This is a genomic window from Asticcacaulis tiandongensis, from assembly GCF_006475605.1.
In the GTDB taxonomy this organism is placed as follows: domain Bacteria; phylum Pseudomonadota; class Alphaproteobacteria; order Caulobacterales; family Caulobacteraceae; genus Asticcacaulis; species Asticcacaulis tiandongensis.
The window spans coordinates 21,856-40,308 of the sequence record NZ_SSBC01000022.1 but is presented as its reverse complement, the minus strand read 5'-3'; the positions used below and the strand labels follow the sequence as shown (position 1 = coordinate 40,308).

Here is an 18,453-nt window from a genome sequence, read left to right as displayed (position 1 = left end):
TGAAATTCCGGGGTTTTCTAAACCGAAACCTGCGTCTCTGGCAAGACCGTCTTTAAACGGCCGCCGACACGGATGGCTTCGACGCGCACGGCCAGACCGGTTTTGTCATCGGTTTCGACAAAGACGCCGCATACGGTCGCAGGGCCTGAGGCCGGTTTATAGCGCTCCTTGCCGATGCGGGTGGTGAAGCGACGCAGGGGTTCTTCCTTGTCCATGCCGATTACACTGTCGTAATCGGCGCAGGCACCGGCATCGGTCTGATAGGCGGTGCCGCCGGGCAGAATCTGGGCGTCGGCGGTCGGCACATGGGTATGGGTGCCGACCACAAGGCTGGCGCGGCCATCGCAGAAATGGCCCATTGCCATTTTCTCGGAGGTGGCTTCGGCGTGCATGTCAACGACAATGGCATCGGCGACCAGACCAAGCGGCGTGGCGTCCAGTGTCTTATCGACCGCGCCGAACGGGTCATCCATAGAGGCCATGTGTACAAGACCCAGAAGGTTGATCACCAGAATGCGCTTACCCGAAGCGGTTTCAAACAGATTGGCCCCTCGCCCCGGCGCATCGGCCAGGCGCGGATAGTTCAGCGGGCGGATCAGGCGCGGTTCGCGCACAATATAGGTCAGGGCCTCTTTCTGATCCCAGCTATGGTTGCCAAGTGTCAGGCAATCGGCACCGGCATCAAACAGTTGTTTAGCGGTGTTTTCCGAGACCCCGAAACCGGAGGCGGCATTTTCGGCGTTGACGATCACGAACTCAAGATCAAGAGCGCGGCGAATAAACGGCAGATGCTCACTAAGCCCGTCACGGCCTGAGCGACCAACTACATCTCCGAAAAAAGCAAAGCGCATAAACTAATCCGTTTCCGTCAGGATGAAGCCGCTTTCTGTGATGACGGCATCCAGACGCTGATCATGGGGTTCAACCGGCAGAGGGTGAACCTCCTGCGCGGCATAGGCAATACCCCAAGCCTTAAAAGGTTTTTGCGATTTAAGAAAGTGTAAACCACGATCATAGAAACCGCCGCCGTAGCCAAGCCGTCGTCCCTGACGGTCAAAGGCCAGAAGCGGCACCAGAACAAGGTCAGGTAAAACCTCAGGGGCCGTATCCGAAGGCTGAAGGATACCGAAGGGACCTTCGACCAGCTGATCGGTCACAGCAAAGGCCCTGAAAACCATTGAAAGCCCTGCGCCGGCATCGATCAGGGCCGGAAGCGCCAGATGACAGCCGTGTTCGGCCAGTGCCTGCATCAGGGGTTGCGGATTCATTTCATTGCGAAAAGCACTGTAGCCCGCAACTACGGTGCCTGAGGGCGGCCATATGGAAAAACCCGCCGCCAGTCGCTCACCCGCTGAGGGATCAGCGGAAAAAGCGGCCGCGCGGCGGGCTTTCATGTCTTTGCGTAAGGCGGCCTTGGCTTCTTTCATAGGGCTGTTATGGCTATGGAAAGTACCGTCTGGCAAGCCTCTAACCCGTAATGCCCCCTCTGGCGGGACTTCGCCTGCCACCTCCCCCGCTACGCAGGGGAGGTGGCAGGATTGGACCCAAAAGGGTTTATTCCTCGCCCTTGTCTTTCTTGGCATCAAACGGGAAGGCCCCATGCGGGTGTACGCCTTCCTTTGGTTTGATGATCAGCGACAGGATCATGGTCAGGACCAGAATGCCGAAGGTGACGCTCAGCGACCAGACGATGGGTATCTTATAGATATCGATCAGCAGCATCTTGGAACCGATGAACACCAGAACCAGCGCCAGACCATAGGGCAGCAGGTGGAAGCGTTCCTGCATGCCCGCCAGCAGGAAGTACATGGCGCGCAGGCCCAGAATGGCAAATACGTTCGAGGTCAGGACGATAAACGGATCGGTGGTAATGGCGAAGATGGCGGGGATCGAATCGACCGCAAACACCACGTCGATAATGCCGATCAGCACGACAACCAGCAACAGCGGGGTCGCCATTTTGATGCCGTTGATGTGGGTGAAGAAGCGCTCGCCGTCATAGTTGGGGGCAATGGCAAAACGCTTTTTTACCCACTTAAGGACAGGGCTGGATTCAAGGTCAGGCTCTTCGTCCGAAGCGCGCCACATCTTGAAGCCGGTATAGATGAGGAAGGCCCCAAAAATATAGAGAATCCAGTGGAATTGCGATACCAGCCAGGCGCCGATAAGGATCATACCGGCCCGCAGGACAAGCGCCAGCAGGATACCGATCATCAGCACACGCTTCTGGTGTTCGGCAGGTACGGCGAAATAGGTGAAAATCATCAGGAAGACGAAGATATTGTCGACCGCCAGCGCCTTTTCAACCAGATAACCGGTGATAAATTCAAGCGCCTTGGTATCGGCAAGGGTCTTCATGGCCTGATCTGTGCCAAGCCCGCCCAGTTCCCACCACATCACGCCGACAAAGACGAAAGAGGTGATGACCCAGATGACCGACCATATGGCCGCTTCTTTCATGGAGACCTTATGGGCCCCCTGACGGTTCATAACGAAGAAATCGACAAATAGCGCGACGACAAAAAAGGCCGCGAACGTCCCCCACAACAGGGGCGTGCCTATGGTTTCCATAATAGAATGCTCTCAGAGACTTAAGGTTAGGACAGGTGGGCTGAACCCGCCCCCAGTCTCGCTGCCTGTTCAGATCGGGCGATCTGAGCAGTGCCTGATGCCGGAGCGTAATCTTACGCTCGTGCTGACGACATCGGGCGGGCAAAAGCCCCGGCTACTCCCTGAGGAAGCCGCGGTTTTGCCACTTTCGCAGGTGCACTGTCAAGTTGGGAAAGTGCGCCTCTGAGACAAGGCAAAAAGCGAAAAAGACCCGTCGGGCCGTCCCGAGGGTCTTTTTCACAAATCCGATGCAGGCAAAAGTACACTGAGCCAAAGGCGAAGGACTTTTGCCTGAAACATGTGGCGGCGCCGCGTATGAACCGTTGCGAAGCGTTTAAATCCACTCAGACCTGACTAGTCAGGTGGGAACCATGTGATAGGGGCCACGACCCCAGTCAGGGACAGTCCCCGTTCTAAGAGATTAAGGTCAGAAGGATTAGGTGATCGCTGACGAGAGCCGCAGCAAGACCCGCCGACCCTCAATTTAAGCCCACACTCTTAAGAAAACAAGGGCATTGATAGCATTTATTGATAAGGGCAAAATTAAAAAAGACATCGATGTCATAAAAATGACTTCACAGACATAAAAAGGCGTGTAATCTGCCTGACCATAATAAACCATCCATAATCATATCGGGCAGGGAAAATGCGTTTATACGGAAAAATCGGGCTGATGCTCACGGTGACGACTCTGGCCTTTGGTGCGCCCTTGGGGGTCAGGGCACAGGATGCGGGTCACGCCGCGCAGGCGACGATGCTGGCCCCTCCGGCGCAAACGCCCTGGCTCAATAAGAGCCTGAGCACCGAAGAACGCACTGAACTTTTGCTTAAAGAAATGACCCAGAGCGAAAAGCTGACGCTGGTGTTTGGCCATTTCGGCTCAGACGGTGAATGGCTGAATACGCGCGGCGATATTCCGGGGCTGAAATGGACGCAACCTGCCGAAAGCCGCCCTCAGTCGGCGGGCTTTGTTTATGGTGTGCCGCGCCTTGGCATCCCTAATCAGTGGCAGACGGATGCCGGTATTGGCGTGGCCTCACAACGCGGGCCAAATCCGCGCCTCAGAACCGCCCTGCCTTCGGGGATTGCCACCGCCGCGACGTGGGATCGGAAACTGGCCCATGATGGCGGCGCGATGATCGGACGTGAAGCACGTTTGTCCGGTTTCAATGTGCATCTGGCGGGCAGTCTCAATACCAACCGCGACCCGCGCAACGGGCGCACCTTTGAATATGCCGGTGAAGATCCGTTGCTGGCTGGTGTCATGGTCGGTGAGCAGATCAAAGGCATTCAGTCGAATAATATCATCTCGACCATCAAGCATCTGGCGTTCAACAATCAGGAAACCAACCGCTTTACGATTGATGTCAGGATCGATGATACGCCTGCGCGCATGTCAGAACTTCTGGCCTTTCAAATCGGCATCGAGGTCGGCAACCCCGGCTCGGTGATGTGTTCCTATAATATCGTCAACGGGCAATATGGCTGCGAAAACCAGTGGTTGCTGACGGAGGTTCTGAAGCAGGACTGGGGCTATAAGGGCTATGTGATGTCGGACTGGGGCGCGACCCATTCGACCATTCCGGCAGCCAATAACGGGCTGGATCAGCAATCGGGCTGGCCGTTCGACAAGGGGCCTTATTTCAAAGGCCCGTTGAAAGAAGCCCTTGATAATGGCCATGTAAAGCCTGAGCGTCTCGATGACATGGCACGGCGCATATTGTGGGCGATGTTTGAGACCGGTGTGATCGATAATCCTGTGGCGCAAGAGATCACCGAAGGCACCATCGATCTGGAGGCCCACGCCAAAATCACTCAGGCCGATGCCGAAGGTGGGATCGTGCTTTTGAAAAACGAGCGCAATCTGTTACCGCTTGCGGCGACGGCGAAAAAGATCGTTGTCATTGGCGGGCATGCCGATAAGGGCGTGATTTCCGGCGGCGGTTCGTCTCAGGTCTATGGCGTCGGGGGCAATCCCGTCGAAGGCCTCGGGCTTGGGCCGGGTAACGACTTCCCCGGCCCCCTCACCTATTATCCGGACTCGCCTGTAGCTGCCCTTAAGGCGCGCACATCCGCCGAAGTGGTTTATCATGACGGGGCCGATATCAAGGCCGCCGTCAGTGCCGCCCGAGGGGCCGATGTGGTCATTGTCTTTGGCACGCAATGGATGGGCGAATCCTTTGATGCGCCGCTTAAGCTGGATGGTAATGGCGATGACCTGATTGCCGCAGTCGCCAAGGCCAACAAGAAGACCGTAGTGGTGCTGCAAACCGGCGGGCCGGTGCTGATGCCCTGGCTGAAAGATGCCGGTGCGGTCATAGAAGCCTGGTATCCCGGCACGCGGGGCGGCACGGCTATTGCCCGCGTCCTGACCGGTGAAGTCAATCCGTCAGGTCGTCTGCCGCTGACCTTTATTGCCTCAGAAAGTCAGTTGCCGCGTCCGGTACTGGATGGCGACATCACCAAGCCTGATCTCCGCCCGACGACTAACTATAACATCGAAGGGGCAGCGGTCGGTTATCGCTGGCACGACAAGCACGGTCACAAGGTGCTGTTCCCGTTCGGGCATGGCCTGAGCTATACGCAGTTCACCTATTCGGGCCTGACTAGCGACGTGGTGGATGGCAGGCTGACGGCGCGCTTTACGGTTACTAATTCGGGCGTGCGGGATGGGTCTGATGTGCCGCAGATCTATGTGTCACCGGTGGGTGGCGGCTGGGAAGCGCCCAAGCGGCTGGGGGCCTTCGATAAGGTGCATCTGAAGGCCGGCGAAAGCCAGACGGTGAGCGTCACGGTCGATCCGCGCCTGCTGGCCAATTATGACTCCGCGTCAAAGACATGGAATATTGCCGCCGGTGATTATGAGGTGAAGCTTAATCGCTCGGCCACGGATCAGGTGGCGGCGGTAAGGGTGAGCCTGCCTGCGCAAAAATATGATGTGAACGGGAAGTAAAAGGGGGCGGAGAGGCATGCCCCCTCCGCCTCGACTTCGCTCGGCACCTCCTCCGCTGCGCAGGGGAGGATGCTAGAAATTATGGCCCCGCTGCGCAGGGAGGATGTTTTTTTAAGCGTCCTTGACCAGTTTTTCGAGGCGTTCAGCGGCGTCGGTAATGGCAAAGGCCGCCTTGCGTTCGATCTCAAAGGCACCCGCTGAAATGCGCGCCTGAGCCGCTTCGGCGGCTTCGATCTGAAGGCGCATTTCGTCCATTTCATCAACCAGCAACAAAGCGGCCATCAGGAAGGTTCGGACCTCGCCGATCGTCCCGACATCAGACACGACCATGCTGACATGTTCATCGAAAATGCGTGCGAGTTCGGCGACACGCGCTTCCTGACCGTCGGCGCAACCGACCGTATAGGGCTTATTGTTGACCTTTACTGTAACCTCACCCATCAGGCCGCTTCCTCATCCATAAGCTGACGGATATTGGCGGCGGCCTCACCCAGAGCGGCATAGGCGCCGTTGGCGGCTTCTTCGAGGACGCGTTCGCGTTCACGCAGGGCCTCGATTTCGCCCAGCAAATCCGGATCGGCGGCTGAATCGGTGCTGATGGGGTTCGCGGCCGGTTGCGTGCGTTCATCAAGATTACGCAGGCGCTCCTCAAGAGCCAGAAGCGCCTTATCAAGCCGTTCCACGGCCTGCGACAGGCTTACGCCAATAACCGGCGCGGCTGTCCTGAGGGTTCTGTCGTGACTCATCAATTTACGTCTCCTGCACTTTTACGCACACATCCGAGAAAGACGGCTTTCTCAGGGTAATTACTCGGGCCAATTATCGGACAATTTGTCCGTATGCTTACGGTTAAAGCCCTACCCGCTAAAAACGGCGAATATGAGCCGGAAATTAAGCAAATTTCCTACTTAAAGCATGGCTATCCCCGTAAGCATGGGGTAAAGGCTGCGACAAAATTCACAGCTTCACCGGCTTTCATCGACAGCTTAATCGAGACTCACCCATGACCACAAGCCCCACTGCGCCTGACACCACCTTTAAACCCACACCGGTTCAAATGGCAGACGCCGTTCGCGTACTGTCCATGGAAGCCGTCCATCGGGCAAAGTCCGGCCATCAGGGCATGCCCATGGGTATGGCCGATGTGGCAACCGTTTTGTGGACGAAGTTTCTGAAATACGATCCGAAGAACCCTGACTGGGCCGACCGTGACCGTTTCGTGCTGTCGGCGGGCCACGGCTCGATGCTGATCTATTCGCTTCTGCACCTGACCGGCTTCAAGGCTGTGACCATGGAGCAGATCAAGAACTTCCGTCAGTGGGGTTCCAACACCGCCGGTCACCCTGAATATGGTCATACGCCGGGTGTTGAAACCACGACCGGCCCGCTGGGTCAGGGACTGGCGACGGCTGTCGGTCTGGCCATGGGTGAGCGTCACCTGAACGGGCGCTTTGGTGACGACATGGTTGATCACTACACCTATGTTATCGCCGGTGACGGCTGCCTGATGGAAGGGGTCTCGCACGAGGCGATTTCTCTGGCCGGTCGCCTGAAGCTCAACAAGCTGATCGTTTTATTCGACGACAACAATGTCACGATTGACGGCGTGGCAACCATTTCGGAGACCGGCGACCAATTGGCGCGTTTCAAAGCCGCAGGCTGGGCGGTGAAGGCCGTTGACGGTCACGACCACTCCAAGATCGCAGCGGCGCTGCGCTGGGCCAAGCAGCAGTCAAAGCCCGTCATGATCGCCTGTAAGACCAAGATTTCCAAGGGGGCTGGTCCCAAGGAAGGCGACCCGCATTCGCATGGTTACACCCTGTTTGACAGCGATATCGAACTGGCGCGTCAGGCCATGGGTTGGACGGCTGAGGCCTTTACGGTGCCCGTCGAGATCAAAAAGGCATGGGAATCCGCCGGTCGTAAGGCCGCAAAGCCGCGCAAGGAATGGGAAGCCCGCCTCAAGGCGCATCCCAAGGCGGCAGATTTCACCCGTGCAATGAAGGGTGAACTTCCGGCCAATGCCTTTGAGGCGCTGGATGCCCATATTGCCAAGGCGCTTGAGCTTAAGCCTGCTGACGCCACTCGCTCGGCTTCGGGCGCGGCGCTGGCGCAACTGGTGCCCTATATTGATGATATGGTGGGTGGCTCGGCCGACCTGACTGGCTCGAATAATACCTTCGTCAAGGGCATGGAGCCGTTTGACGCGCCGAACTATACCGGTCGTTACGTGCACTATGGCGTCCGTGAATTCGGCATGTCGGCGGCGCTTAATGGTCTGGCCCTGCATGGCGGCGTCATCCCCTATTCCGGCACCTTCTTTGTGTTCTCGGACTATAGCCGTCCGGCCATCCGCCTGTCGGCCCTGATGGGTGTGCGCACGATCAACGTCCTGACGCACGATTCCATCGGCGTTGGCGAAGACGGCCCGACCCACCAGCCGGTCGAGCATCTGGCGTCTTTCCGCGCCATGCCGAACCTTCTGGTCTTCCGTCCCGCCGATCAGGTCGAAGCCGCTGAAGCCTGGAAAACCGCGCTGAAATCCGCCAACACCCCGTCCCTGATGGTGCTGTCGCGCCAGAAGGTACCGGCGGTACGCGAAAGCGGCAGCGATCTCGTGGCCAAGGGCGCCTATGAAATCCGTCCGGCCTCAGCCAAGGCAAAGGTGTCGATCTTCGCTTCGGGCACTGAAGTGTCGGTAGCCGTGGCGGCGCGTGAGCAGCTTGAGGCGGCGGGCATTCCGACCCGCGTCGTATCGACGCCGTGCTGGGAGCTGTTTGATGCGCAGTCTGACGCCTATAAGGCTGAGGTGCTGGGCAAGGCCGAGATCAATGTCGCCGTTGAGGCGGCGGTATCGCTGGGCTGGGAAAAGTTCATCGGTCAGGACGGCATTTTCGTTGGCATGTCGGGCTTTGGGGCCTCGGCACCGGCAGACCGCCTTTATAAAGAATTTGGCATTACGGCAGATAATGTTGTGGCCAAGGTTAAGGCCCGCATCGGCTAAACTGAGTTAATTAGTTCAATATTATCAAAGGCTGACAGAGTAAAAATATTCCGTCAGCCTTTTTTTATTTTTATAGGGTTTGACCTGAGCGCAATAAACGCGCACAATACTATTTCGATCTTTACTTGTCTGCGACTTTGTTATCGGGTTTATTTTTAAGCTCTGTCGGCGAACTTCATTCAATTATCGAAACGAGAGAGGCGCGGCGCAATTGTGCGGGTGCGCGTATACTACTGTCATTGAAAGGGTTCATCATGAGCACAGGCACAGTTAAATGGTTTAATTCCACCAAAGGTTTCGGCTTCATTCAACCTGATGACGGCGGGCAAGACGTGTTCGTTCACATCTCCGCTGTTGAGCGTGCAGGCTTCCGTGGCCTGAACGAAGGCCAGAAGATCAGCTACGAACTCGCTCGCGATCAGCGTTCGGGCAAGATGTCGGCTGAGAAGCTTGAGAACGCCTAAGCGTTCGTTGCTTTAAAAAAACGAATATCAGAGAGGCCGCATCCTGATGGGTGCGGCCTTTTTATGCCTTCCTGATTTGACGCGCCGCTATAAAGCCTGTACGGCTAGAGGGCGATCTATACTTGTCGGCGGATTTCTTTCGCGTTTTTTGTAAAGCGCGGCGAGCGACCTCTTTCAATTATCGAAGCTAAACACGCAGGTTTTCGGGTCTGTGTCTTTCTAAAACTGCCATTGAAAAGGGTTACTCATATGAGCACCGGCACAGTAAAGTGGTTCAACTCCACCAAGGGTTATGGTTTCATTCAGCCGGACGACGGCGGGCAAGACGTGTTCGTTCACGTGTCGGCCGTAGAGCGCGCAGGTCTGCGCGGTCTTGACGAAGGTCAGAAAGTGTCCTTCGAACTCGCACGCGACAAGCGTTCGGGCAAGATGTCTGCTGAGAACCTTCAGGTTGCTTAATTAGCGATTTGAATATCTCGGAAAAACGCAGGTCAACCGACCTGCGTTTTTTTATGCGCTCTATTTCACTGTAATGAGTTGCACCGAAGCCGGTTTGGTCTGGCGTATAGCAAATTTCGTATTGGCCACAGCAATCCAGTCGCGCACGCAGGTCGTCAGGTAATCATAGCGCGTTTCGGTCGTATAGACCTGAATATTGCCTTTGGAATAGATGCCGACCTGAACCTTGTTGCCATAGGGATCAACACACAGAACTGCCGCTTCTTCGCCACCGGCGTGCGGCGCATTGCCCTCAACTCTCAGATGCCCGCCGACATATTCGACGCCCGCCGTAACATTAAGATTGGCCTTGAGCTTTGTGCGGACGGGTGCCGGAATCTTGTTGAGGCCCGCCGCGACAGTAGGTTCCTTGAGAAGGGCGTCGATGTCCCAGCCCGCCACATATTTCCGCACCAGCTTCATGCCGGGGTCTTCCGCCGCCGTTGCTGGTAAGGCCATACTCATTCCAGCCAGAACAATGGCCATAGATAGATGCACACGCATACCCGCCTCCTTGGTTGTGATGAAAGACAATTTGCACACGAACGCTTGTGTTTTACCCCGCCTTATCCTACGCCCCGATAATGAGCGATTTTTTCACAGATGACCCCGTATCCGCAACCCTGTTTCTGCCGTTTGAACAAGGGCAGATCGATTGGCCGGAGACACAACCAGCCCTGTTCCTGAGGGCGCGCCCAAGTCCGGCCCTGAGTGAGATTGAGACCACGCGTCTGGTGTGCGACCAGAGCTTCAAGCCCGATGTCGATGCGCTGTTGAAAGCCGGTTATGCCTTGCGCGCGCCTGAGGACAAAGCGCTTTATCCGGTGACCTTTGTGCTGCCGCCGCGCCAGCGTGACGAAGCCCGCGCGCTTCTGGCCCGTGCCGTGGCCGCGACGGAAAAGGGTGGTCTGATCATTACCGCCGCCGCCAATACCGAAGGTGCCAAAACGCTTGAGGGTGATTTGAAGCAGCTGTGCGGCCCCGTCCACAGTCTGTCGAAGCATAAGTGCCGCGTGATGTGGGCCGTTGTGGGCGAACAGACCGATCAGGCGCTTCAGGCCGATTGGGCCGGGCTTGACCGGTTGCGTCCCGTGGTGGACGGGCGCTTTGTCAGCCGTCCGGGCCTGTTTGCCTGGGATCGTCTTGATGCCGGATCGCAATTGCTGATGAAGCACCTGCCTGAGCTCAAAGGTGTAGGGGCCGATCTGGGGGCCGGTTTCGGTTATCTGACGCACGAGGCCTTAGGCCGTTATCCTGAAATTACGCGCATCGATGTCTATGAGGCCGAGCGGCGGGCCATTGAAGCCAGCGACCTTAACCTTAAGGCTTTTGGTGAACGCAGCCAGAGTCACTGGGCCGATGTCAGCAAGGGGCTTAATGCCACCTATGACTTCATTATCTCGAACCCACCGTTTCATACCTCACGCGCGGATAATCACGCGCTGGGCCAGAGCTTTATTCGTACCGCAGCCAGCCATCTGAAGATTGGTGGGTCACTCTATATGGTTGCCAACCGCCACCTACCCTATGAGGCCACGCTTAAGGCCGCCTTTAAAACCGTGACCCTGCTGGCCGATGACGGGGCCTATAAGGTCTATCGGGGCATCAAATGAAGCTGATCCGGCATCTGGCCAATCTGGGCTACGGCAGTCGCAAGGATGTGCAGAAGCTTTTGCGCATGGGCGTGTTTACCGATGCCGAGGGTAACCGCCTGACGGATAATTCTGACGTTGCGCACGAACAACTGCTCTATAAGGGCAAGCCGCTTGATCCGGCGCAGGGCATGGTGCTGATGCTGCATAAGCCGACGGGCTATGTCTGTTCGACCAAGGATCGTGGGCAGCTGGTGTATGAGTTGTTGCCGCCGCGCTTTTCGGAGCGTAAACCGGCCCTGTCGAGCGTCGGGCGTCTTGATGCCGATACGTCCGGCCTTTTGCTGTTTACCGATGACGGGCAATATCTGCACAAGATCATTTCCCCAAAAAACCATGTCCCCAAGGTCTATGAGGTGACGCTGGCCCGACCCATCGAAGGCCATGAAGCGACGATTTTTGCCTCAGGGGCGTTGCTTTTAGAGTCGGAAACGACGCCGCTTAAACCGGCAGAGATGACACAGACCGGCGAGAAAACCGCGCGTCTGACCCTGCATGAAGGCCGCTATCATCAGGTGCGGCGCATGTTTGCGGCTGTAGGCAACCATGTGGAGGCCCTGCACCGGTCGCATGTCGGCCATCTGGGGCTGGGTACGCTCAAGGCCGGACAGTGGCGTTTGCTTGCTGCTGCAGAGGCAGAAGGGCTGCTGGTTAACGGCTAAACTTTGCGCATGTTACATATCTGACATTCAATTGCGCGGATTGGATGTATAATGTGTCAAAGACAGTCAAAGTGTAGTTACCCCATGTCCCTCACCGCGCCCGCTGCCGATACACCTCTGCATATTCTGGTGGTTGATGACGATCCTGATCTGCGCGAACTGATCAGTTCGTTCCTCAGCCAGAATGGCTATGCTGTTTCCGAAGCGGCCAACGGGCAGGAAATGGACGTGGCTCTGGGCGCGAAGTCCATCGACCTGATTATTCTTGATTTTATGATGCCCGGCGAAGATGGCCTGTCGATCTGCAAGCGCCTGATTACGCAGGGCGGGCCTCCGGTCATTATGGTCAGCGCCCGTGGCGAGGAGGTTGACCGGATTGTCGGGCTTGAACTGGGGGCGGATGATTATCTCGGCAAGCCGTTTCATCCGCGCGAATTGCTGGCGCGCATACGGGCGGTCATGAGACGCGCCGACAAGCACCGGAGCGAACATTCGGCACTGACGCAATTCTTTGGCTGGCAGCTTGATAACCTCAAACGCCTGCTGATCCGCCCTGACGGCGTACAGGTGGCCTTATCGAATACCGAGTTTGAGTTGCTGCGCGTGTTTCTTGACCGGCCGGGGCGCGCCCTGAGCCGCGATCAGATTCTCGACTTCCTGCACGGCGCCAATTCGGAAAACTATGATCGGGCGATTGATGTGCAGATATCGCGTTTGCGCCGCAAGCTGAACGACGACACACAGGATGAAATCATTCGCACCATCCGGGGCATAGGCTATATGTTCAGGCCCCTGAAGTAGATGAAAACACGCCCGTCCATCTTCTGGCAGGTCTTGTCCTTAAGCCTGTTTGTACTGATCACGGCACTGGCGATTAACACGGCGGTCGTTTTGCTGGCGCCGCAGCCGCGTCCGGCAGGCTATACGCTGACGGAGGCGGCAAAGGCGCTGAAAACCGGTGAAACCCGCCTGAGTAACGGGCGTATCCTCAAGACCGAAACGGGCAGCGATCTGCCGGGCTTCATTCCTGAAATGCGTCGGGATGATAAGGGCGAACCCATTCTCAGGCCCTATGAGGTGTTCTTACGCGAACGGCTGGCGCGGGCGCTGAATGTGCCGCTGGAAGATGTGTGGGTCGATGACCGGCCTCAGTTTTATGGCCCCTATGGCCGCCGCCCCTCGCGCCCGCCCACGCCTCCGGTTATTGCCCATACCAACGAAGCGACAACAGGCACAGCACAAACCTCCACATCGCGTCAAAGGTCAGGGGTTCATTCGGGCGCGCCTTTGCATACCCTGCCGGAAAATCTGAAGCAGCAGATTACCTTTCCGGCTTTCTATGCGGCGTGGAAAATGCCGGATGGTCAATATCGCAGCCTGATCCGCCCGAAACCCTGGCTTGAGCCCTGGCAGATAAATCTACTGCTCGGCTTTGCGCTGACGGCGATGATTATTACGCCTGTGGCCTGGCTGTTGTCGCAGCGCCTTACCCGTCCGATTACGACACTTGCCAGAGGGGCGGCACAGATCAACTTTACGGCCCGCGCCCGTCCTCTGACGCCCGAAGGCCCGTCGGAAGTCAGGGCGGCTGCCGAAGCGCTCAATGCCATGCAGTTACGCATTCGCAAGCAGATGGAAAACCGCACCGCCATCATTGCAGCTATTGCGCATGACCTGAAAACACCTCTGGCCAAGCTCAGGCTCAGGGTCGAGACCCTGCCCGAAGCCAACCGCGAGTCTATGGTCAGGGATATTGCCGATATGGACAGCCTGATCCGCTCGGCCCTGATGTTCGCCAGTGCCGGAACGGCGGCGCAGGACTTTGCCCGTCTTGATCTGAGCGCGCTGGTGCAAAGCCTGTGTGACGACCTGTCAGAGCTTTATGGCGTTGAGGCCGAAACGATTGAGGACGGCGTGACCGTTTCCGGCAATACGGAAACCCTGCGGCGCATTCTGACCAATCTGATCGAAAATGCCTGCCGCTATGCCGGTCACTCGCGCCTTGGGCTTAGGAGCGAAAATGGCCGGGCCATCATTAGGCTGACCGATCAGGGCCCCGGCATTGCGCCCTCAGAGCTTGAGGCCGTTCTGGAGCCGTTTTATCGGGTGGAAAGCTCGCGCAACCGCGATACCGGCGGGGCGGGTCTGGGTTTGAGCATCGCGCAGGCCCTGACTGAAAGTCATGGGGGAACGCTTAAGCTTGAAAACGGCAAACCCACGGGGCTTGTGGCCATTGTGGATCTGCCGTTGGCTTAGGGTCTGGTGACGCTATCGACGTCGATCTCAGGCGATTCAAGGAAATCTTTTTCGACTTCGCCGCGAATGATGACGGTTGTCTTGTCGTCAATCGGGCCGGTCAGAAGCTTATTGTCGATATCGACGCGGATTTCGCCCGTACCGTCAGTGAAGATATATTTTTCGTTGCCGACCTGACGGATCAGTTGGCCCTTAAGCTGAACATATTGATCATCGACCGGATTTTTGAGGACATCGGCGACCGATTTCGGCCCTTTGTGACCGGACGGCCCCGTATATTGGGCATGGGCCACACCGGACATGGCGACAATGGCAACCGCCGACAGAATAAGTTTTTTCAACATAGTGGTATCCTCTGAATTACCCCGAATAATTGCCCACTTTTTTGTAAGAATAATATGTGACAAATATATGCGCCCGAAGCGGTCAGGCTTGAGCCGCTATTCTTTTAAGATAAGCTTTTCGTTACCAAATATGTCTTGACTTACGCGCACATAGGGCCAAAACGAAACGCGCAAAGTTCGGAGACTGTGTGTATTTTCTTAGGGCGCACAAAGGTCTGACAAAATATAAGGGAAGCTGAGATCATGGTATTAAGAGTTGCGATTAACGGGTTTGGCCGCATCGGCCGTCTGGTTCTGCGTTCGATTGTCGAGAACAACCGCACCGATATCGAAGTCGTCTCCATTAACGATCTTGGGCCGGTCGAAACCAATGCGCATCTGCTGCGTTACGACTCCGTTCATGGCAAGTTCCCCGCCGAAGTAAAGGTCGATGGCGATAACCTGATCATCACTGCTAACGGTAAGACCTACACGCCCATTAAGGTCACGGCGATCAAGAATCCTGCCGAATTGCCGCATAAGGACCTTGGGGTCGATATCGCGTTTGAATGTACGGGTATCTTCACTTCAAAGGAAAAGGCGTCCGCGCACCTTGAGGCCGGTGCCAAAAAGGTCATTATCTCGGCCCCCGGCGACAATGCCGACAAAACGATTGTTTATGGCGTCAACCATGACACCCTGACGGCCGAAGATACGGTCATCTCCAACGCGTCCTGCACCACCAACTGCCTGTCGCCGGTCGCCAAGGTTCTGTCTGATCTGTGCGGCATTGAGCGCGGCTATATGACGACGATCCACTCCTATACGGGTGATCAGCCGACGCTTGATACCATGCACAAGGATCTGTATCGCGCCCGCGCCGCCGCGCTCAGCATGATCCCGACCTCGACCGGTGCCGCCAAGGCCGTGGGTCTGGTGCTGCCGCACCTTAAGGGCAAGCTTGACGGTTCGTCGATCCGCGTCCCGACCCCGAACGTTTCGGTGGTTGACCTCAAGATCGTACCGTCGCGTTCGGTGACGGTTGAGGAAGTCAACAATGCCATTATCGCTGCCGCTGACGGCCCGATGAAGGGCGTTCTGGCCTATACGGATGAGCCGCTGGTGTCTTCGGACTTCAATCACAATCCGGCGTCCTCTACTTTTGCGCTCAAGCAGACGCAAGTCATCGACGGTCAGTTTGTGCGCATCTTGACGTGGTATGACAACGAATGGGGCTTCTCAACGCGTATGGCCGACACGGCTCTGGCGCTTGGAAAATTCCTTTGATGATCATGGGGGAAAACCGGTTTTCCCCCATGCGCCCCCTTCCATACGGAGAAAAAGTTCCTTGGGACGGCCCTACGGAACTTTTTCACGTTTTTGCCTACAAATGATTCATGATCATCCATTTCATTGCAGGGTAGTTCGCGACCCGACGTCAGATAAACAATTCTATTTGTAATTGCTGCTTCCTTAAGGCCCCTACCATGACCTTCAAAACCCTCGACGACCTTACTGATCTATCTGGCAAAACCGCGCTGGTGCGCGTCGATTTCAATGTGCCGGTCGAAGATGGCAAGATCACCGACGATACCCGTTTGCGCGTCGCCCTGCCGACCATCGAGCGTCTGCAAAAACTGGGTGCCAAGGTCGCTCTGCTGGCCCACTTCGACCGCCCCAAGGGCAAGGTCGTGCCGGAGATGTCGCTGAAATTCGTCGCCCCTGCCCTGTCGGAATTGCTCGGCGTAACGGTGGCCTTTGCCGATGACTGCGTCGGTAAGGATGCGGCTGATGTCCTTAAGCTTGTGCCGCAGGGTGGCGTGGCGCTTCTGGAAAACGTGCGGTTCCATGCGGGCGAAGAAAAGAACGATCCTGAGTTTGCCGCTGAACTGGCGAAGCTGGGTGACCTCTATGTCAATGACGCCTTTTCAGCGGCGCACCGCGCCCATGCCTCGACCGAAGGGGTCGCGAAGCTTCTGCCGGCCTATGCGGGTGAATCCATGCGCCGCGAACTGGATGCGCTGAATGCCGCTTTGGGACAGCCTGAACGTCCCGTTATTGGTATCGTTGGCGGTTCGAAAGTCTCCACCAAACTTGATCTGCTGAAAAATCTGGTCGGCAAGCTGGATGCGCTGGCCATCGGTGGTGGCATGGCCAATACCTTCCTTTTTGCACAGGGCGTCGATGTTGGCGGCTCTTTGTGTGAAAAGGACCTGAAAGATACCGCGCTTGAAATTCTCGCCGAAGCCGAAGCCAAGGGCTGCAAGATTCTGCTGCCGGTCGATGTGGTTGTGGCCACCGAATTCAAGGTCAATGCCGCGCACCGTACCTTTATGACCGGTACGCCCTTAAGCGATCAGGACAAGATTTTCGACGCCGGCCCGCGTTCAGCGGAAAATCTCAAAAAAGAGATCGCTGCGTCCAGGACTCTGATCTGGAACGGGCCACTGGGTGTGTTTGAATTACCGCCCTTTGACGCCGCGACTGTCGATGTGGCGAAATTTGCTGCATCGCAAACCAAATCTGCTAAGCTGGTGGCGGTTGCCGGTGGCGGCGATACGGTCGCAGCCCTGAACCATGCCGGTGTGATCGAGGATATGAGCTTTGTCTCGACGGCTGGTGGCGCGTTTCTTGAGTGGATGGAAGGTAAGGAACTTCCGGGCGTTCGCGCGCTGGAAAACTGAGTTTTTATTTTACCGATGGACTGACCGTACAGAAACAAATCGGCGGTCAACACTATTGTTTGAGCAATGAAAGAGGGAAAACATCATGGCTCGTATTAGTTTACGTCAGCTTCTCGACCACGCGGCCGAGAACGATTACGGCGTGCCTGCGTTTAATATCAATAATATGGAACAAGGGCTTGCCGTCATGGATGCGGCGCGCAAGGTCGAAGCCCCCGTCATCATTCAGGCCTCACGTGGCGCGCGCAACTATGCGCACGACATCATGCTGACCAAGATGATTGACGCGCTGGTGGAAATCTATCCGGAAATTCCGGTCGTCATGCATCAGGATCACGGCAATTCACCGGCAACCTGCGCCACCGCCATTCAGAACGGCTTTACGTCGGTCATGATGGACGGCTCGCTTATGGCCGACGCCAAGACGCCTGCCGATTTTGATTACAACGTCAACGTCACCCGCACGGTGGTTGATTTCGCCCATGCCTGTGGTGTGTCGGTTGAAGGTGAACTGGGGGTTCTTGGTTCGCTTGAGACCGGTATGGGCGAAGCCGAGGATGGTCACGGCGCCGAAGGCGTGCTTGATCACTCTCAGCTTCTGACCGATCCGGATCAGGCGGTGGAATTTGTCGCCAAAACCGGCGTTGACGCTCTGGCCATCGCCATGGGTACGTCGCATGGCGCCTATAAGTTCTCACGCAAGCCGGACGGCGATATTCTGGCGATGAATATCATTGAAGCCATCCACAAGCGCCTGCCGAATACGCACCTTGTCATGCACGGTTCATCTTCGGTGCCGCAGGACCTTCAAGACATCATCAACGCCTATGGTGGTGAGATGCCACAAACCTACGGTGTGCCGGTTGAAGAACTGCAACGCGCCATCAAGACCGGCGTGCGCAAGATCAATATCGACACCGACTGCCGCATGGCCATCACTGGTGCCGTTCGTAAATTCCTTAAGGAAAGCCCCGCTAATTTCGACCCGCGTGGCTACCTTAAGCCTGCCAAGGAAGCCATGCAGCAGGTCTGTTATGACCGTTATGTGCAGTTTGGCACCGCCGGTCAGTCATCGAAAATCAAGGCCAAGCCTCTGGCCAGCATGGCGAAATATTACCTGTCCTAAGCGACCATTTCAGGTTTGATACATTTTTCGCGGAGCTCGGTACATCGGGCTCCGCGAAATTGTTTTTGGTCACCGCCTCAACAGCGCGCCATAAGAAAAATTAATAATTACAGATAGTTGAATCTGAAATCACTCTATTTTCCGTTCGGGAACCATTGTGTCAATGATGACACAATGTACTTAATTGCGACCGATTGTCACAATCAAAGATTGACATTCCG

General features: G+C 56.4%; 18 protein-coding genes and 1 other RNA gene. 11 read left to right on the top strand and 8 right to left on the bottom strand.

The genetic code is table 11. From position 1 onward, the window contains the following. Positions 1-17 precede the first annotated feature (17 nt). From E5201_RS14230 to ssrS, 4 genes are all read right to left on the bottom strand, one after another. The gene (locus E5201_RS14230; protein ID WP_140987118.1) at positions 18-851 is read right to left on the bottom strand and encodes a TIGR00282 family metallophosphoesterase; all 834 of its coding nucleotides are present in this window, start codon (positions 849-851) and stop codon (positions 18-20) included. A 3-nt stretch (positions 852-854) separates the two neighbouring features. Further along, positions 855-1,463: a 5-formyltetrahydrofolate cyclo-ligase gene (locus E5201_RS14225; protein WP_246050810.1), complete on the bottom strand. Its 609-nt coding sequence runs from the start codon at positions 1,461-1,463 to the stop codon at positions 855-857. A 91-nt stretch (positions 1,464-1,554) separates the two neighbouring features. Continuing rightward, on the bottom strand, positions 1,555-2,571 hold the full coding sequence (locus tag E5201_RS14220; protein WP_140987117.1) for a TerC family protein: 1,017 nt from the start codon (positions 2,569-2,571) through the stop codon (positions 1,555-1,557). 341 nt (positions 2,572-2,912) lie between these two features. Continuing rightward, positions 2,913-3,079: non-coding RNA, 6S RNA (gene ssrS, locus E5201_RS15160), on the bottom strand. A gap of 177 nt (positions 3,080-3,256) precedes the next feature. Between ssrS and E5201_RS14215 the strand changes: the two genes are divergently transcribed. Then, a complete protein-coding gene (locus E5201_RS14215) occupies positions 3,257-5,563 on the top strand; it encodes a beta-glucosidase (RefSeq protein WP_246050809.1) in 2,307 nt (768 codons plus the stop codon). A 111-nt stretch (positions 5,564-5,674) separates the two neighbouring features. Here E5201_RS14215 and E5201_RS14210 read toward each other — a convergent pair whose 3' ends face one another. After that, entirely contained in the window at positions 5,675-6,004 is a 330-nt protein-coding gene (locus E5201_RS14210) for a cell division protein ZapA (protein ID WP_140987116.1), read from the bottom strand. Continuing rightward, on the bottom strand, positions 6,004-6,309 hold the full coding sequence (locus E5201_RS14205) for a hypothetical protein (protein WP_140987115.1): 306 nt from the start codon (positions 6,307-6,309) through the stop codon (positions 6,004-6,006). Before E5201_RS14205 ends, E5201_RS14210 begins: the two co-directional genes overlap by 1 nt. Positions 6,310-6,566: 257 nt before the next feature. Between E5201_RS14205 and tkt the strand changes: the two genes are divergently transcribed. The 3 genes from tkt to E5201_RS14190 all read left to right on the top strand — a co-directional run bounded on the left by tkt (position 6,567) and on the right by E5201_RS14190 (position 9,490). Further along, the gene (gene tkt, locus E5201_RS14200; RefSeq protein ID WP_140987114.1) at positions 6,567-8,567 is read left to right on the top strand and encodes a transketolase; all 2,001 of its coding nucleotides are present in this window, start codon (positions 6,567-6,569) and stop codon (positions 8,565-8,567) included. A gap of 254 nt (positions 8,568-8,821) precedes the next feature. Beyond that, on the top strand, positions 8,822-9,031 hold the full coding sequence (locus E5201_RS14195) for a cold-shock protein (RefSeq protein ID WP_140987113.1): 210 nt from the start codon (positions 8,822-8,824) through the stop codon (positions 9,029-9,031). A gap of 249 nt (positions 9,032-9,280) precedes the next feature. After that, complete coding sequence (locus E5201_RS14190) at positions 9,281-9,490, top strand: cold-shock protein (RefSeq protein ID WP_140987112.1); 210 nt, start codon at positions 9,281-9,283, stop codon at positions 9,488-9,490. Positions 9,491-9,550: 60 nt separating this feature from the next. Here the strand turns inward: E5201_RS14190 and E5201_RS14185 are convergent, their stop codons facing one another. Beyond that, complete coding sequence (locus E5201_RS14185) at positions 9,551-10,033, bottom strand: hypothetical protein (RefSeq protein WP_140987111.1); 483 nt, start codon at positions 10,031-10,033, stop codon at positions 9,551-9,553. An 80-nt stretch (positions 10,034-10,113) separates the two neighbouring features. Here E5201_RS14185 and E5201_RS14180 point away from each other — a divergent pair, with 80 nt between their 5' ends. The 4 genes from E5201_RS14180 (at position 10,114) to E5201_RS14165 (ending at position 14,099) form a co-directional block, all read left to right on the top strand. Further along, positions 10,114-11,142, top strand: coding sequence for a class I SAM-dependent methyltransferase (locus tag E5201_RS14180; protein ID WP_140987110.1), 1,029 nt, complete (start codon positions 10,114-10,116; stop codon positions 11,140-11,142). Next, positions 11,139-11,843, top strand: coding sequence for a pseudouridine synthase (locus tag E5201_RS14175; protein WP_140987109.1), 705 nt, complete (start codon positions 11,139-11,141; stop codon positions 11,841-11,843). The genes E5201_RS14180 and E5201_RS14175 overlap by 4 nt, the downstream gene beginning before the upstream one ends. An 84-nt stretch (positions 11,844-11,927) precedes the next feature. Then, positions 11,928-12,644, top strand: a complete 717-nt coding sequence (locus E5201_RS14170) for a response regulator (protein ID WP_140987108.1) — start codon at positions 11,928-11,930, stop codon at positions 12,642-12,644. Then, entirely contained in the window at positions 12,645-14,099 is a 1,455-nt protein-coding gene (locus tag E5201_RS14165) for a sensor histidine kinase (protein ID WP_140987107.1), read from the top strand. On the opposite strand, the gene E5201_RS14160 is transcribed toward E5201_RS14165, so the two are convergent. After that, entirely contained in the window at positions 14,096-14,443 is a 348-nt protein-coding gene (locus E5201_RS14160; RefSeq protein ID WP_140987106.1) for a NirD/YgiW/YdeI family stress tolerance protein, read from the bottom strand. The two genes, E5201_RS14165 and E5201_RS14160, sit on opposite strands and share 4 nt — an antisense overlap. Positions 14,444-14,686: 243 nt before the next feature. On the opposite strand from E5201_RS14160, the gene gap reads away from it, so the two are divergent. From gap to fba, 3 genes are all read left to right on the top strand, one after another. Beyond that, a complete protein-coding gene (gene gap, locus E5201_RS14155) occupies positions 14,687-15,709 on the top strand; it encodes a type I glyceraldehyde-3-phosphate dehydrogenase (RefSeq protein ID WP_140987105.1) in 1,023 nt (340 codons plus the stop codon). A 200-nt stretch (positions 15,710-15,909) separates the two neighbouring features. Further along, positions 15,910-17,106: a phosphoglycerate kinase gene (locus E5201_RS14150; protein WP_140987104.1), complete on the top strand. Its 1,197-nt coding sequence runs from the start codon at positions 15,910-15,912 to the stop codon at positions 17,104-17,106. Positions 17,107-17,191: 85 nt separating this feature from the next. Then, positions 17,192-18,232 (top strand): class II fructose-bisphosphate aldolase, encoded by a 1,041-nt coding sequence (gene fba, locus E5201_RS14145; protein WP_140987103.1) that lies wholly within the window; start codon positions 17,192-17,194, stop codon positions 18,230-18,232. The last annotated feature ends 221 nt before the right edge of the window (positions 18,233-18,453 follow it).

Bases quoted from the DNA above. Each gene is read 5' to 3' on its own strand.
- E5201_RS14195 (WP_140987113.1), top strand. From the start codon at position 8,822: ATGAGCACAGGCACAGTTAAATGGTTTAATTCCACCAAAGGTTTCGGC.
- E5201_RS14165 (WP_140987107.1), top strand. From the start codon at position 12,645: ATGAAAACACGCCCGTCCATCTTCTGGCAGGTCTTGTCCTTAAGCCTG.
- gap (WP_140987105.1), top strand. From the start codon at position 14,687: ATGGTATTAAGAGTTGCGATTAACGGGTTTGGCCGCATCGGCCGTCTG.
- E5201_RS14150 (WP_140987104.1), top strand. From the start codon at position 15,910: ATGACCTTCAAAACCCTCGACGACCTTACTGATCTATCTGGCAAAACC.
- fba (WP_140987103.1), top strand. From the start codon at position 17,192: ATGGCTCGTATTAGTTTACGTCAGCTTCTCGACCACGCGGCCGAGAAC.
- E5201_RS14180 (WP_140987110.1), top strand. From the start codon at position 10,114: ATGAGCGATTTTTTCACAGATGACCCCGTATCCGCAACCCTGTTTCTG.
- E5201_RS14230 (WP_140987118.1), bottom strand. From the start codon at position 851: ATGCGCTTTGCTTTTTTCGGAGATGTAGTTGGTCGCTCAGGCCGTGAC.
- E5201_RS14205 (WP_140987115.1), bottom strand. From the start codon at position 6,309: ATGAGTCACGACAGAACCCTCAGGACAGCCGCGCCGGTTATTGGCGTA.
- E5201_RS14185 (WP_140987111.1), bottom strand. From the start codon at position 10,033: ATGCGTGTGCATCTATCTATGGCCATTGTTCTGGCTGGAATGAGTATG.
- E5201_RS14170 (WP_140987108.1), top strand. From the start codon at position 11,928: ATGTCCCTCACCGCGCCCGCTGCCGATACACCTCTGCATATTCTGGTG.
- tkt (WP_140987114.1), top strand. From the start codon at position 6,567: ATGACCACAAGCCCCACTGCGCCTGACACCACCTTTAAACCCACACCG.
- E5201_RS14220 (WP_140987117.1), bottom strand. From the start codon at position 2,571: ATGGAAACCATAGGCACGCCCCTGTTGTGGGGGACGTTCGCGGCCTTT.
- E5201_RS14215 (WP_246050809.1), top strand. From the start codon at position 3,257: ATGCGTTTATACGGAAAAATCGGGCTGATGCTCACGGTGACGACTCTG.
- E5201_RS14175 (WP_140987109.1), top strand. From the start codon at position 11,139: ATGAAGCTGATCCGGCATCTGGCCAATCTGGGCTACGGCAGTCGCAAG.
- E5201_RS14160 (WP_140987106.1), bottom strand. From the start codon at position 14,443: ATGTTGAAAAAACTTATTCTGTCGGCGGTTGCCATTGTCGCCATGTCC.
- E5201_RS14210 (WP_140987116.1), bottom strand. From the start codon at position 6,004: ATGGGTGAGGTTACAGTAAAGGTCAACAATAAGCCCTATACGGTCGGT.
- E5201_RS14190 (WP_140987112.1), top strand. From the start codon at position 9,281: ATGAGCACCGGCACAGTAAAGTGGTTCAACTCCACCAAGGGTTATGGT.